Source organism: Micromonospora sp. PLK6-60 (assembly GCF_019890675.1).
Lineage (GTDB): Bacteria > Actinomycetota > Actinomycetes > Mycobacteriales > Micromonosporaceae > Micromonospora.
Window position 1 is genome coordinate 146,470 of sequence record NZ_JAIOAA010000001.1, and the last position, 14,356, is coordinate 160,825.

General features: G+C 75.3%; 13 protein-coding genes. 4 read left to right on the top strand and 9 right to left on the bottom strand.

The features are described 5' to 3' along the window. Positions 1-15: 15 nt before the first annotated feature. The 7 genes from K7640_RS00530 to K7640_RS00560 all read right to left on the bottom strand — a co-directional run bounded on the left by K7640_RS00530 (position 16) and on the right by K7640_RS00560 (position 7,447). Entirely contained in the window at positions 16-1,275 is a 1,260-nt protein-coding gene (locus K7640_RS00530) for a beta-ketoacyl synthase N-terminal-like domain-containing protein (RefSeq protein ID WP_222952645.1), read from the bottom strand. 67 nt (positions 1,276-1,342) lie between these two features. Next, positions 1,343-2,617: a beta-ketoacyl synthase gene (locus K7640_RS00535; RefSeq protein WP_222952646.1), complete on the bottom strand. Its 1,275-nt coding sequence runs from the start codon at positions 2,615-2,617 to the stop codon at positions 1,343-1,345. Beyond that, positions 2,614-3,018, bottom strand: coding sequence for a cupin domain-containing protein (locus K7640_RS00540; RefSeq protein WP_222952647.1), 405 nt, complete (start codon positions 3,016-3,018; stop codon positions 2,614-2,616). Before K7640_RS00540 ends, K7640_RS00535 begins: the two co-directional genes overlap by 4 nt. Continuing rightward, positions 3,011-3,721, bottom strand: a complete 711-nt coding sequence (locus K7640_RS00545; RefSeq protein ID WP_222952648.1) for an SRPBCC family protein — start codon at positions 3,719-3,721, stop codon at positions 3,011-3,013. Before K7640_RS00545 ends, K7640_RS00540 begins: the two co-directional genes overlap by 8 nt. An 11-nt stretch (positions 3,722-3,732) precedes the next feature. Continuing rightward, the gene (locus K7640_RS00550; RefSeq protein ID WP_222952649.1) at positions 3,733-5,250 is read right to left on the bottom strand and encodes an acetyl/propionyl/methylcrotonyl-CoA carboxylase subunit alpha; all 1,518 of its coding nucleotides are present in this window, start codon (positions 5,248-5,250) and stop codon (positions 3,733-3,735) included. Positions 5,251-5,270: 20 nt separating this feature from the next. Then, positions 5,271-5,822, bottom strand: coding sequence for an acetyl-CoA carboxylase biotin carboxyl carrier protein (gene accB, locus K7640_RS00555; protein ID WP_222952650.1), 552 nt, complete (start codon positions 5,820-5,822; stop codon positions 5,271-5,273). Then, positions 5,726-7,447, bottom strand: coding sequence for an acetyl-CoA carboxylase carboxyltransferase subunit alpha (locus K7640_RS00560; protein WP_222952651.1), 1,722 nt, complete (start codon positions 7,445-7,447; stop codon positions 5,726-5,728). Before K7640_RS00560 ends, accB begins: the two co-directional genes overlap by 97 nt. A 463-nt stretch (positions 7,448-7,910) precedes the next feature. On the opposite strand from K7640_RS00560, the gene K7640_RS00565 reads away from it, so the two are divergent. The 3 genes from K7640_RS00565 to K7640_RS30925 all read left to right on the top strand — a co-directional run bounded on the left by K7640_RS00565 (position 7,911) and on the right by K7640_RS30925 (position 10,450). Beyond that, complete coding sequence (locus tag K7640_RS00565) at positions 7,911-8,726, top strand: BTAD domain-containing putative transcriptional regulator (RefSeq protein WP_374198040.1); 816 nt, start codon at positions 7,911-7,913, stop codon at positions 8,724-8,726. Positions 8,727-8,815: 89 nt separating this feature from the next. After that, positions 8,816-9,175, top strand: coding sequence for a TcmI family type II polyketide cyclase (locus tag K7640_RS00570; RefSeq protein ID WP_222952652.1), 360 nt, complete (start codon positions 8,816-8,818; stop codon positions 9,173-9,175). A 225-nt stretch (positions 9,176-9,400) separates the two neighbouring features. Then, complete coding sequence (locus K7640_RS30925; RefSeq protein WP_222952653.1) at positions 9,401-10,450, top strand: helix-hairpin-helix domain-containing protein; 1,050 nt, start codon at positions 9,401-9,403, stop codon at positions 10,448-10,450. A 64-nt stretch (positions 10,451-10,514) separates the two neighbouring features. Here K7640_RS30925 and K7640_RS00580 read toward each other — a convergent pair whose 3' ends face one another. Then, positions 10,515-11,432, bottom strand: a complete 918-nt coding sequence (locus tag K7640_RS00580) for an aminoglycoside phosphotransferase family protein (RefSeq protein ID WP_222952654.1) — start codon at positions 11,430-11,432, stop codon at positions 10,515-10,517. 223 nt (positions 11,433-11,655) lie between these two features. On the opposite strand from K7640_RS00580, the gene K7640_RS00585 reads away from it, so the two are divergent. Next, positions 11,656-11,865, top strand: coding sequence for a hypothetical protein (locus tag K7640_RS00585; protein WP_222952655.1), 210 nt, complete (start codon positions 11,656-11,658; stop codon positions 11,863-11,865). A 308-nt stretch (positions 11,866-12,173) separates the two neighbouring features. Here K7640_RS00585 and K7640_RS00590 read toward each other — a convergent pair whose 3' ends face one another. Next, on the bottom strand, positions 12,174-14,270 hold the full coding sequence (locus K7640_RS00590) for an amino acid transporter (RefSeq protein ID WP_255607706.1): 2,097 nt from the start codon (positions 14,268-14,270) through the stop codon (positions 12,174-12,176). Positions 14,271-14,356 lie beyond the last annotated feature (86 nt).

The following is a 14,356-nucleotide window of genomic DNA, read 5'->3' on the forward strand; positions in this document are numbered from 1 at the left end:
ACAGCGAATTTCGGCTCACCCGTCGGCCGACTCGGGTGACCGGCGGGGCGCCGGGGCGGCGCCGCGTACCACCAGGGCGCTGTTGAACCCGTCGAAGCCGCGCGCGCCGATCAACGCGACCCGGGACCGGGGACGGCGGTGCTCGCGCAGGAAGTCCAGCTCGCAGCCGTCGGCCGGGTCCTGCGGCCCGGCGGAGGCGGGCAGGGTGTCGTGGGCGAAGGCGAGCAGCGCGGTGGCCACGTCCAGCGCGGAGCCGCCCTGGTGGGCCCGGCCGGTCAGCGGCTTGTGGGTGGTCACCGGGGGCGGGCGGTCGCCGAAGACCGTCCGCAGCGCCGCCGCCTCGGCCCGGTCGTGCGCGGGCACCCCCAGCGCGTCGGGGAGCACCACGTCCACGTCGTCGGGCCGTACCGCGGCCCGGTCCAGGGCCTGGCGCAGCGCCCGGGCGTAATGGGCCGGTTCGGCGCGGTCCGGGTCGGTGGGCGCCCCGTCGTGGGTGGCCGCCCAGCCGGTCACCTCGCCATAGATCCGCGCCCCCCGGGACAGCGCGTGGTCGAGTTCCTCCACCACGAAGACCGCCCCGCCCTCGGCGGGCACGTAGCCGGCCGCCGCCCGGTCGAACGGCCGGTACGCCCGCCGCGGGTCGGCCACGTCGCTGAGCAGCCCCGAGCGCAGTTGGCAGGCCAGCGCGTACGGGCTCAGCGGGCACTCGGTGGCCCCGGCGATCACCACCGGGGTGCCCCGGCGGATGGTGCGGGCGGCGTGGGCCAGGCTGTCCAGCCCGCCCGCGGACTCGGCGACCAGCACCCCGCACGGCCCCTTGAACTGGTGGTGGATGGAGAGCTGCCCGACGCTCGCCGCGTAGAACCAGGCGATCGACTGGTACGCCCCGACGGAGCGCGACGGGCCGCCCCAGAGCCGTTGCAGCTCGCGCTGCCCGAACAGGTTGCCGCCGGACGAACTGGCCAGCGTCACCGCGTAGCCGTACGGGTCGGGGGACACCTCGGGCAGCCCGGCGTCGGCCAGGGCCAGCCGGGTCGCGGCGAAGCCCAGGTGGGTCCACCGGTCGGTCTGCACCAGCCGGCGCTGGTCGGCCCAGTCCCGGGCCGTGAAGCCGGGCACCTCGCCGGCCAGCCGGGTCGGGTAGCCGGCCGGGTCGAACAGGCTGATCGGGCCGAGCCGGCGCGCGCCGGTGGTCACCGTGGCCCAGTGCGCGTCCGCGCCGACGCCGCTCGGCGCGACCACGCCGATCCCGGTGACCACCGCCCGCCCGCTCACCCGGCCACCGCCGTCCGGTGACCGGTCCGGATCGGCGGCGTCCGGCGGGCGGCCGGGATCCCCGCGCTCATCCGGCCACCGCCGGGGCGAGCCGGCGGAACAGCATCGCCGACTGGAAGCCGCCGAAGCCGCTGCCCACCGAGAGCGCCACGTCCACCGGCAGCTCCCGGGCCTCGTTGGGCACGTAGTCCAGGTCGCACTCCGGGTCGCGGGTGGTCCAGTTGGCCGTCGGCGGGACCACCCCGAACTCGATCGCCAGGGCGCAGGCGGCCATCTCGATCGAGCCGATCGCGCCGAGGGAGTGGCCCACCATGGACTTGATCGAGCTGACCGGCACCCGGTACGCGGCGTCGCCGAGGGCCCGCTTGAAGGCGGCGGTCTCGTGCCGGTCGTTCTGCCGGGTGCCGGAGCCGTGCGCGCTGATGTAGGAGACCTGCTCCGGGCGGAGCCGGGCCTGCCGCATCGCCGCGCCGATCGCCAGCCCCATCTCCACCCCGTCCGGGCGCAGCCCGGTCATGTGGAAGCCGTTGCTGCGGCTGGCGTACCCGGCGACCTCGCAGTAGACGTGCGCGCCGCGGCGGCGGGCGTGCCCGTACTCCTCCAGCACCAGCACGGCCGCGCCCTCGGCGAGGACGAAGCCGTGCCGGTCGGCGTCGAACGGCCGGGAGGCGTGCGCCGGGTCGTCGTTGTCCGGGCTGGTGGCGCCGATCGCGTCGAACGAGGCGACGGTGACCGGGGAGATCGGCGAGTCGGCCGCCCCGGCGACCACGATGTCGGCCTCACCGTCGGCGACCAACTGGTGGGCGTACCCGATGGCGTCGATGCCGGAGGTGCAGCCGGTGGAGATGACCTGCGCGGGACCGTGCAGGCCGTGCCGGGCGGCCACGTCGGCGGCCAGGCTGCTGGGCATCAGCGCCTGATACAGGTACGGGCCGCCGAGGCGGTGGTCGACCAGCCAGTGCCGGCCGGAGTCGCTGACCCGGACGTACTCCTGTTCCAGGGCCATGGTGCCGCCGACGGCGGTGCCCAGCACCACCCCGGTCCGCTCCCGGTCGGCGTCGGCCAGTTCCAGGCCGCTGTCGGCGAGCGCCTCGCCGGCGCAGGCGAGCGCGAACTGCACGTACCGGTCGGCGCGCTGCCGCTCGGCGAGGGTCAGCCCGGCGGCGTCGGGGTCGAAGTCGCACTCGGCGGCGATCTGCGAGCGGAACGGCGACGGGTCGAAGAAGCTGATCCGCCGGGTCGCCGTACGGCCCTCGGTGATGGTCTTCCAGAACCGGTCCCGGGTGGCGCCGCCGGGGGCGACCACCCCGATGCCGGTCACCACCGTGCGGCGCCCGGTCATGACGGGCCCCGCTGTTCGACCAGTTCGGTGTCGACGTGCCCGAGTTCCGGGCGGGGCGCCAGGGGTCCGAGGTGGAACACCACCTCGGCGGGCTCGTCGCCGGTGTTGCGCAGCCGGTGCCGCACGTTGCGGGGCACGAAGAGCGCCTCGCCGGCGGTCAGCGGCACCGGCTCGTCGTCCAGGTCGACGGTGATCGCGCCGCGGCTGAGGTAGAGGAACTCCTCGCTGTACGGGTGGTAGTGCTCGGCGATCCGCTCCCCCGGCGCCAGCGTGGCGACGCCCAGGAAGCCGGAGGTGGCGCCGACGGTCTTCGGGCCGAGCAGCACCCGCAGCTCGCCGCCGCGCCGCCGGTCCGCCGGTACGTCCCGGGCGGCCACCAGCCCGAGCAGGGTCTCACCCATTGTCGCCTCCCCGGTGGGCGCGCTCGACGCGCTCCTTGATGACGGCCAGCTGCACCGTGCTGTTGGCGTTGATCCGCGCGGTCATCCCCGCGTTGTCCAGCGGCGCGGTGGGCTTCATGGCGAAGTCCTGCGTCCAGGTCATCCGGGTGCCGTCGGGCTCGGTGTCGTAGCGCCAGTGGATGTTCATGTACTCGAACGGGCCGGTCTCCACCCGGTGCGCCCGGACCTGCCGGGTGGCCGGGTCGGCGGTGCGTTCGCTGACCCAGCTCCAGGCCACCCCGTTCTCGTCCGGGTGCATGGTCAGCCGGAACAGCACGGTGTCGCCGTCGCGGCGCAGCACCTGCGCCGAGGCGTACTCGGTGAACAGCCGGGGCCAGTTCTCGACGTCGTTGGTGAGGTCCCAGACCAGCTCCAGCGGGGCGTCGATGACGATGCTGTTCTCGGTGTGCCCGGGCGGTTCGGCCCGGCGGGCGACCAGGTCGGCGACGCCGGCGATGCTGAGTTCCGCGGCCTGCTCGGGGATCTTCACCCGCCACCGGTCGGCGACCACGGCGGACAGTTCCAGCAGGGCCAGCGAGTCCATGCCCAGCTCCGCCAGGGACGCGGCGGGCGCGCGGGCGGCCGCGTCGGCGTCCAGGCCGCAGTGCGTGACCAGGATGTCGGTTATCTCGGTGGCCAACGGTCGGCTGTCGGCGACGGTCATCGGGGTCCTCCTCAGATGTGGGGTGAGCGGGTCGCGCCGGCGGTGGCGGCGGGTCGCGGGGCGGGCACCCCGCCGGGCCGGGCCGGCGGGGCACCGGCGGCCGGCGGATCGGTCGCCGGCGGGGTGATCGCCGGTGGATCGGCGGCCGGCGGGCCGGTCTCGGTCGGGGCGTCGGGGGCCGGCGCGGCGAGCAGCCGGTCGACCAGGGCGGTGGTGTGCCGGGCGGCGCGGAACGCGGGGTCGGCGAGCACTCTGCGGACGAACGGGATGGTGGTGCGCACCCCGGGGCCGGTCACCACGAACTCGTCGAGGGCCCGGTCCAGCCGGGCCAGGGCCAGCTCCCGGTCCGGCGCCCAGGCCACCACCTTGGCCAGCAGCGAGTCGTAGTGCGGGGGGACCGGGTAGCCGGCGTGGCCGTGGGTGTCCACCCGGGTGAACGGCCCGCCGGGCGGCTCGAACCGGTCCAGCCGGCCGGGGGTGGGCACGAAGCCACGCGCCGGGTCCTCCGTGTTGACCCGGCACTCGACGGCCACCCCGCGCGGGCGTACGTCGGCCTGCCGCAGCCGCAGGGGTTCCCCGGCGGCCACCCACAGCTGCTCGTGCACCAGGTCGACCCCGGTGATCATCTCGGTGACCGGGTGTTCCACCTGGATCCGGCAGTTGATCTCCAAGAAGTGGTAGCCGCCGGCGTCGTCGACCAGGAACTCCACCGTGCCGGCGCCGGTGAAGCCGACCGCCAGCGCCCCGCGCAGCGCGGCCCCGGTGATCTCCTGTGCCAGCTCCGGCGACAGCGCCGGCGCGGGCGCCTCCTCGACCAGCTTCTGGTGCCGCCGCTGCACCGAGCAGTCCCGGGTGCCCAGGTGCACGCCGTTGCCCCGCCCGTCGCAGAGCACCTGCACCTCGACGTGGCGGGCGGCGGCCAGGTACCGCTCGACGTACACCCGGTCGTCGCCGAAGACCGCCTGCGCCGCGGCCCGGGTCCGCGCGTACGCCCGGGGCAGGTCGGCCGGGTCGTGCACCACCGTCATCCCCCGCCCGCCGCCGCCGGCCGCCGCCTTCACGATGACCGGGTAGCCGATCTCCGCGGCCACGGCGCCGGCCTGCTCGGCGGTGGCGACGGTCTGCACGCTGCCCGGGGGCAGCGGCAGACCGGCCCGGCGCATCAGCGCCCGCGCCGTGGCCTTGTCGGCCAGCGCGGCCATCACCTGCGGCGGCGGGCCGACGAAGGTCAGCCCGTTCTCGGCGCAGATCTCGGCGAAGTCGGCGTCCTCGGAGAGGAAGCCGTAGCCGGGGTGCACCGCCTGCGCACCGCACTGGCGGGCCGCCTCCACGATCGCCGCGGCGTTGAGGTAGCTCTGCCGGCTGCCCGCCGGCCCGATCCGGACCGCCTCGTCGGCCAGCCGCACCACCGCCGAGTCGGCGTCCGCGCTGGAATAGACGGCGACCGTGCGCACGCCCAGTTCCCGGCAGGCCCGCAGCACCCGCAGGGCGATCTCGCCCCGGTTGGCGATCAGCAACTTGTCGAACATCGGAGCACCCACCCGCCGTCTCAGGCCGGTTCCAGGACGACCAGCGGCTGGTCGTACTCCACCGGTTTGCCGTCCTCGACCAGCACCTCGACCACCCGGCCGGCCCGGTCGGCGGGCACCTCGTTCATCAGCTTCATCGCCTCGACCAGGCCCACCACCTGCCCCGGCCGGACCAGGTCGCCGACCGAGACGAACGGCGACGCGCCCGGCTCCGGCGCCCGGTAGAACGTGCCAACCATGGGCGCCCGCACCACCAGCCGCGCCGGCTCCGGTTCGCCGGCCGGCACCGCCGCCTCCGCCGCCTCCCGGGGCGCCGGCAGCACCGGGGCGGGCGCATGCCACTCCACCTCCAGCACGGTGTGGCCGCTGCGCAGCCGTACCCGCCGCACCGGCCCGGCCAGCTCGTCGATCAGGTGCCGGGCGTGCCGGCGCAGTTCGGCCAGGACCGCCTCCTCGGCGCCCCCCGCACCGGCGCTCACCGGGTCACCGCCGGCGACCCGACGCCCGCGGCGCCGAACCGGCGGAACCGTTGCCGGCGGCGGCGCACCAGGGTGGCCACCGGCGTGTCCCACAGCGGCTCCAGGTTCGCCGCCAGCGCCCGGCGCAGCAGGTCCGCCGCCGCGCCGGGGTCGGCCTGCGCGCCGCCGGCCGGTTCCGGGACGACCTGGTCCACCACGCCGAGGCGGGACAGGTCCGGCGCGGTCAACCGCAGCGCCCGGGCGGCGCGCGGGGCCGCCGCGCTGTCCGGCCAGAGGATCGCCGCGCAGCCCTCCGGGCTGATCACCGAGTAGACCGCGTGCCGCAGCATCAACACCCGGTCCGCCACGGCCAGCGCCAGCGCGCCGCCGCTGCCCCCCTCGCCGGTGACGACCGCGACCACCGGCGTGGGCAGCGCCGTCATGGTCAGGATGTTCTCGGCGATCGCCGCGGCCTGGCCCTGCTCCTCCGCGCCCACGCCCGGGTCGGCGCCGGGGGTGTCCACCAGGGTCACCACCGGCAGGCCCAGCCGGGCGGCGAGCCGCATCAGCCGCAGCGCCTTGCGGTGCCCGGCCGGGCTGGCCATCCCGAAGTTGCGGGCCACCAGCTCGGCGGTGGTGTGCCCCTTCTGGTGACCGATCACCATCACCGGCCGCCCGGCCAGCCGGGCCAGGCCGCCGACCACGGCCGGGCAGTCCGCGCCGAGCCGATCACCGTGCAGCTCGACGAACCCGTCGAACGCGCTGTCCAGGTAGTCCAGTGTGGTGGGTCGGCCGGGATGCCGGGCCGCCCGCACCGTGTCCCACGCGTCGGCCGGTTCCCCGTCGGCCGGGGCCGGGCTGCCGTCCGGCGGCTCCCCCGCCGGGCCCCCGGGCTCGCCGGCCGGCGTACCCACCAGTCCCGCGGACCGGTCCCGGCCGGCGGCGGCCGCGGCCAGCAGGGCCGCCAGCCGTCCGCGCAGCGCGCGCCGCGGCACCACCAGGTCGACCTGACCGTGGCGGAGCAGGAACTCCGCGGTCTGGAAACCCTCCGGCAGGGGCCGCCCGGTGACCTGCCGGATCACCCGGGGACCGGCGAACCCCATCCGGGCGCCGCTCTCGGCCAGCACCAGGTCGGTGTTGGTGGCGAAGGAGGCGGCCACCCCGCCGTACGTGGGGTCGGTGAGCACGCTGACCGTGAGCAGCCCGTTCTCCCGCAGCACGCCGATCGCCTGGCTGACCGTGGCCATCTGCATCAGCGACAGCGCGCCCTCCTGCATCCGCGCCCCGCCGGAGGCGGTCACCACCACCAGCGGCACCCGGTCGGCCAGCGCCCGCTCCGCGGCGCGGGTGATCAGCTCCCCCACCGCGCAGCCCAGGCTGCCGCCGAGGAACCGGAAGTCCATCACCGCCAGGACCACCGGATAACCGGCGATCCGGGCGACGCCGCACAGCACCGCCTCGTCCAGGCCGGTGCCGGCCCGGGCGGCGGTGAGCCGGTTCGGGTACGGCAGCACGTCGACGAAGCCGATCGGGTCGACGGTGACCGCCCGGTCCGGCAAGGCGTGGAACGAGTCCGGGTCCACCAGTTGGGCCAGCCGCTCCGGGGCCCCCAGCCGGGCGTGCGTACCGCACTCCGGGCAGACGTCCAGGTTGCGCCGCAACCGCTTGCGGTACAGCAGGGACGAGCACCCCGTGCACCGCGACCAGAGCTGCTCGTCGCGGGGCGCGGTGGTGGTCACGGCTGCCGCCCGGCGATCGGCCTACGGTCCATCGACACTCTCCCCCTCCAGCATGTCCGGCACCGCGCCAGCTGCTCGGCGGCCGGGACAAACTCACGGGGCAGCATCCGCCGGTCGCCGTCAACGCAGCGTCAACCCGGGCCGCCTTCGGCCCGCCCGATGCGGTGACGCTGCGTTGACGCAAGCTGTGGAATGGCTATGTCCACGCTGGGCGGCGCCGTGGCCCATCGACGCTCTTTAGCAGTTCAGACCGGGTACCCAAGGAACAAGCCGGAAAAGTCGCCATCGCGACGCTCTATTGACTCAGAGTAACCACAATTGATAATCTTCAGCACGGTCAGCCCGGTGGACCGGGGCGGGCGCGGCGCCTTCCGGTGGCACGGATTCCGACAGCGCAGTCACGCGCCAGGGCCGGGGGACACAGGCAATTCCGGACTCCACTTCCGGTACTGGGGGGTGCCAGGTGGCCGCTGATCCAACCCTGCCCGCCGGCGAGGGCCCACCCCGGGACACCGTCCACCTGCGCCTGCTCGGCGGCTTCCGGCTGCTGCGCGGCAGCACGCCGGTCGCCGTACCGCGGGGCCTGCAACGGGTCATCGCGCTGATCGGCCTGCGGCCGGGCGCCACCCGCAGCAACCTGGCCGGCCTGCTCTGGCCGGACACCGCCGAGGAACGGGCCCTGGCGTCGCTGCGGACCGCGCTGTGGCGGCTGCGCCAGGACCCCTGCTGCCCGATCTCCGTCGCCGGCGACACCGTACGGCTGGACCCGGTGGTCCGCCTCGACGTGGACGACCTGGTCCTCACCGCCGCCCGGATCCGGGAGGGCGAGAATCCACGCGCCCTGGCCGACGCCCTCGACGCCGGCCGGCACGACCTGCTGCCCGGCTGGTACGACGACTGGGTCCTGCTGGAACGCGAGCGCCTGCGCCAACTGCGTCTGCACATGCTGGAGCAGGTCGCCGGCAACCACCTCGCCGCCGGCCGGCACGGCGAGGCGTTGCAGGCCGCCCTGGAGGCGATGGCGGCCGAGCCGCTGCGCGAGACCCCGCACCGGCTGGTGGTGCGGATCCACCTCGCCGAGGGCAACGCCTTCGAGGCCGTGCACGCCTTCTACGTCTATCGCGACCTGCTGCTGCGGGAGCTGCGGCTGGAGCCGTCGGCGGCCATGTCCGCCCTGCTCGACGAGACGCTCGGCCCGATCCGCGAGGCCACCCGCAACGGCGGCCGGCCCGCCGGCGCGCCGGCCGACACCGCGTCACCGGCCCGCCGGGGCACGTGACGACCGGATGACAGCCCGACCGGCATCCTGACCACCCAAGGTGCGCCTCGTGGTCCCGGGCGACACCTACCGCCGAGAGGGGTGCCCCCATGAGTCGTCTGCTGGTCGTCAGCCGGATCAGCCCCGGCGCCGAAGGCCGGGTCGCGCAGATATTCGCCGAAGCCGACGCGACCGTACTGCCCACCCTGACCGGGATCCGGCACCGGTCGCTGTACTGCCTGCACGACCTGCTCGTGCACCTCATGGAGACCACCGACGTGGACGCCGACAAGCTGACCGCCGCCCGCAACCACCCGCTCTACGTCCAGGTCAACGAGCAGCTCTCCGCGCACACCACCTCGTACCTGCCGACCTGGCACTCCCCGCGCGACGCGGTCGCCGGCTGCTTCTACCGCTGGGACGCCACCGAGGCGGCCGTCCGTCCGCCGTGCCGGGGCGCCGCCGGCTGAGGGGTCGCCGAGACGGTCCGCTGCGGGAGGTCGCCGGAGCGCTCCGCTGAGGGGTCGCCGCGGCGGTCGGCGCCACACGCTCGGTCACCGCAGCGCCACGGCCGGGCACGGCCCGTCCCACCAGCTACCCCAGCCGGCGACCTCGCTGTCCTCCACGCCGCGCGTGTGCGAAGCTGCCCCGGTCTTTTTGAGATTTTCACGCGCAGACAATCATGGAGGTTCGCCGTGCCGTCGACGTACGGGCAATGGCTGATCGTGATCCTGGCCCTGCTGGTGGGCCTGGCGGTCGGGTGGTGGCTGAGCGGCCGGCGGGCCGCGACCGGAGCGACGACGTCCGTCGTGGAGGGTGACCCGGTCGCCGGGGTCGCCGAGACGCACCAGCCGGCGGAGGCGACCGTCGACCAGCACCGCGCCGAGGCCACCATCGACGAGGCGCCGCCGGCCGCGGTGACCGTCGAACCGGTTCCGCTGGAGCGGGAGACGGCGCCCGCCGACGCGGCGGTCGCCGCTGACCCGACGCCGGTCGTCACCGACGACCCGACGCCGGCCGCGGCCGCCGAGCCGGCGCCGCTCGCCACGGACGACCCGGCGACCGCGGAGTCCCTGCCGGGCCAGCGCGCCGCCGCGGACGAGCCGGCCGACGCGGTGCCGCCGGCCGCCGAGCGGTCCACGGCGGACGAGCCGACCCCGACCGCCGCGGACGCGCCGGCCACGGACCGGGCCGCCGAGGACGCGCCGGCCACGGACCGGGCCGCCGAGGACGCGCCGGCCACGGACCTGGCCACCGAGGCCACGGAGCCGACCGCCGCGGACGCGCCCGCCGCCGTCCCGGCCGGCGAGGCTGCCGACGACGCCCCGGAGACGAGCGCGGTCGTCCCGGCCCCGCGCGCCGCCACCCACGACGCCGACCTGGTCGAGACCACCCCGGCGCTGGTCGCGGACCCCGCCGGCGCCCCGTCGCCCGCGACCGTCGAGTCCACCGACCCGGCACCGGCCGCCGCGCAGCCGGCCGCCGACGACACCGGCCCGGCCGACGACTTCCGTCGGATCCAGGGCATCGGCCCGAAGATGGCGAACGCCCTCCAGGCCGCCGGCATCCGCACCTACCGGCAGCTCGCCGACCTCGACGAGGCCGCGCTGCGGGAGACCATCCGGGCCGCCGGCCTGCGCGCGGCGGCGAGCCTGGCGACCTGGCCGCAGCAGGCAAAGGTGCTGGCGGGCGCCCCGGCCGAGGCCGAGCGGGTGCTCCCGGTCGGCGCGGACACCGACGCCTGAGCGACGCCCTACGCTCGCACGTGCGGTCCGGGCCGGTGGCGTTCCCCGCCGCCGGCCCGGACCGTCACCCGTGCCGGTACTCCGCGCACACCGCGTCGAGCGTCGACCGGGCCTCCGCGGCCCGGAACGGGTCCGGATCGTCCAGCGTGATCAGCGCCTTCCACGTCGCCCAGCCGCGGCCCCGCGCCCAGGTGGCGTCGTCCACCCCGAGCGCCGCCCGGAAGGCCGCCCGGGACGTCCCGGACAACAGCGTCCAGGCCACCGTCAGGTCGCACGCCGGGTCGCCCACCCCGCAGCAACCGAAGTCGATCACCGCGGCCAGCCGGCCGTCCCGCAGCAGCAGGTTGCCGAAGGCGATGTCGCCGTGGAACCAGACCGGCGGGCCGGTCCAGGTGGACTCCACCGCCCCGGCCCAGATGTCGGTGACCACGTCGACCGGGATCCGGTCGCCGAGCGCCGCGACCGCCCGCCGGGTCTCCTCGTCGTACGTGGACAGCGGCGCGCCGCGGAAGGCGCTGTGCGCCCCGGCGGGCGGCCCGCCGGACGGCTCCGGCCGGTGCAGTGCGGTGAGGAAGCCGGCCAGGTCGGTGGCGAACGCCACCGGGTCGGCGATCCGCTCGGCGACCGCCGTACGTCCCTCGATCCACCGGTACACCGACCACGGGAACGGGTAGCCCTCGCCCGGCTCGCCCCGGCCCAGCGGCACGGGCACGGGCAGCGGCAACCGGGGCGCCAGCCGGGGCAGCCAGCGGTGTTCCTTGTCCACCTGCGGCACGTAGCCGGGCGCGCTGGGCAGCCGTACGGTCATCGTGTCGCCGAGGTGGAAGGTGCGGTTGTCCCACCCGCCCGGCTCGACCGGGCGTACGTCGAGACTCGTCCAGTGCGGGAACTGCGCGGCGATCAGCCGACGGACCAGATCCGCGTCGATCGGTGGGACCGCCGGCGGGGTGGCGGTCGCGAGCGTGCCGTCCTGCTGCGTCATCCGACTCAGCCTCCCCCGGCGCTGACCGGTCCACAACCGGGTTTCCCGCTGCCCGGCCGGATTCCGGGCTCTTCGTCGACCTGGTCTGCGTCGTCGCGCTCGCGCTGATCTCCCACGGCCCGACGGCCGATCCATGTCCGACAGCGATCACCGTTTGCGCGCGCGCCAGGACTGGGTACAACGCCTGCACCTCGAATCCACCACAACCCCGTGGAGGCAACCCATGCGCGGTACGTCGATATTCGGTGTCCTCGTCGTCATCTGGCTGATCATCGGTGCCATCGCCGCCGGACAGCGCGGCTACTTCAGCGACAACGACGACACCAACTGCGCCGAGGCCGGCACCATCCTGGTCACCATCGTGGCTGGTCCGCTGAACTACATCGGCGCCAACCCCAAGGTCGACTGCAAGCTGCCGGAGCCGTCGAAGTAGGACCTGCGCCCCCTGTCGGCCCGCGCCCCGCTCCCCCGCGGCGCGGGCCGTTCCGTGTCCGGAGCCGGTCACCGCGCCACCCGGTCCGGGGCGGATCACGGCGCCAGCCGGTCCGGCGCGGGTTCACCGGTCATCCGGATCCGGCTGGGGTGCGGACGCGCGCCACCGGGACCCGGTCGGGTGGCGGATCACTCCACCCGTAGGGCGTCCTAGGAGGATGGGCTACGGGTGGGCGTGCGCCGGGGGTGGTTGTTAACAGGGGGCCCCTGCTCTACCGAATGCGTTAACAAGGGCACCCTCCTTACCTGTCAGCCGACGTGGATGCCGGGGCGGCGGGTGGGGTCCGGCTCGGACTTGCGGATGATCTCCCGGACCACCGGCGGGGTGTCCCCGCGGCCCAGGATCAAATAGCGCAGCAGGTGCGCGATCGGGTTCCCCTCGGACCACTCGAAGTGGCAGTGCGGGCGTACCCCGGTGGCGTCGCGCAGCGCGAGCAGGATCGCCGCGATCGCGTTCGGGGCGGCCGCGCTGCTGGCCCGCAGGATCCGGTACCCACCGGCCTCCACCCCGTGCACCCGCAGCACCTCGCTGAACTGCGACGGGTCGGAGACGTCGATCTCCAGGAAGAGCACGTCGGCGGCGCCCGGCACCGGGTTCATCCCGCGCTGCGACCGCTCCTTGAGCTTGTACTCCTTGACCGCGCCGCGCTGGCGCTTGTTGGCGATCAGGTGCAGCCGGCCGTCGTGGGCCACCGACTCGGCGATGAACCGCCGGGCCGGCTCGTCGAACTCGATCCGTTCCGCCCGCAGCTCGGTGGTCCGGGACACCCGCGAGATCAGGGACACCACGATGATGCCGGCGATGAACAGGGCGGAGATGGCGATGCCGTCCGGCTTGGCCACCACGTTCTCGACCAGCGCGTAGAGCAGCACCGCGCTGAGCGCCGCGAAGCCGGCCCCGGCGAGCCGGCGCCGCGCCCGGTACGCCGAGATGGTCACCGCGATCGCGCCGGAGACCATCATGGCCAGGATGCCGGTGGCGTACGCCCCGGCCTGGGCGTTGACGTCGGCCCCGAACGCGACGGTGATGGCGATGCTGATCAGGGTGTAGACGAGCACCACCGGGCGCACCGCCCGGCCCCACTCCGGCGCCATCCCGTACGTCGGCAGGTAGCGGGGCACGATGTTGATCAGGCCGGCCATGGCCGAGGCGCCGGCGAACCAGAGGATCAGAATGCTGCTGATGTCGTAGCCGGTGCCGAATCCCTCCCCCAGGTGCTCGTGCGCCAGCCAGGCCAGCGCCCGCCCGTTGGCGGCTCCGCCGGGCGCGAGCTGATTCGGCGGGATCAGCACGGTGGTGACGAAGGTGGTGGTGATCAGGTAGACCGACATGATCAGCGCGGCGGCGGTGAGCAGCTTGCGGGTGTTGCGGATGCGCGCCCGCAGCCGCTGCTCGGCGTCCCGCCCGTCCCCTTTGACCAGCGGCATCATGCTCACCCCGGTCTCGAAGCCGGACAGGCCGAGCACCAGCAGCGGAAAGGCCAGCACGCTGGTGGCCAGCACGTCGGCCGGGCCACCGACGCGGGTCAGCCGGTCGACCCAGCCGCCCAGCGCCGCCGGGTCGGCGGCGATCTCGGCGAGGCCGACCACGACGATCACCGCGTTCAGGGCGAGGAAGGCCGCGACGAGGGGAATGGCGACCTGGACCGCCTCGCGGAATCCCAACAGGAACACCCCGCCCAGCACGAGCAGCAGCACCACGGTGACCACGACCGCGGCGGTGCCCCCGTGCGGGAACGACGCCGGCAGCAGCGGGTTCTCCAGCAGGTGCACGGTGGCGTCGGCCGCGGACAGGGTGATCGTGATGATCCACGAGGTGGCCACGAAGCCGAGCAGGACCAGCACGAAGAGCTTGCCCCGCCAGAACGGCAGCAGCCGCTCCAGCATGGCCACCGAGCCCTGCCCGTGCGGGCTCTCCCGGGCCACCCGGCGGTACATCGGCAGCATTCCGCACAGGGTCAGCGCCACGATCAGCAGGGTCGCCAGCGGGGAGAGCGCGCCGGCGGCCACCGCGGCGATCGCCGGCAGGTAGGACAGGGTGGAGAAGTAGTCGACCCCGGTCAGGCACATCACCTGCCACCACGGGTGCGCCGCGGCCTGGTGTTCGCGGGTCTCCGGGCCGACCGGCTGCACCCGGTGCTGGAACAGCCAGCGGGAGAACGCGCTCGCCGGCTCGGCCGGGCGCGCCGGGGAGTCCACGCACGCCGGCACCGTGTGCGGGTCCCGGCTCGCACGTTCCCCGTGTCCGGGGTCCCGGGCGGCCCGCAGCGCCCGGCCCGGCCCGGCCGGAGCCGTGGTCCGCCGCCGGTTGCGTCGGGGCCGCGCTTCGTCCCGCCGGTCCGCCATGCCCGTCTCCCACCTCCCACCCGACGGTAGGCGGTCTCCCCCGCGCGACCCGGCGGAACCGGGGAAGCGGGCGGGGTCGGTGCGGC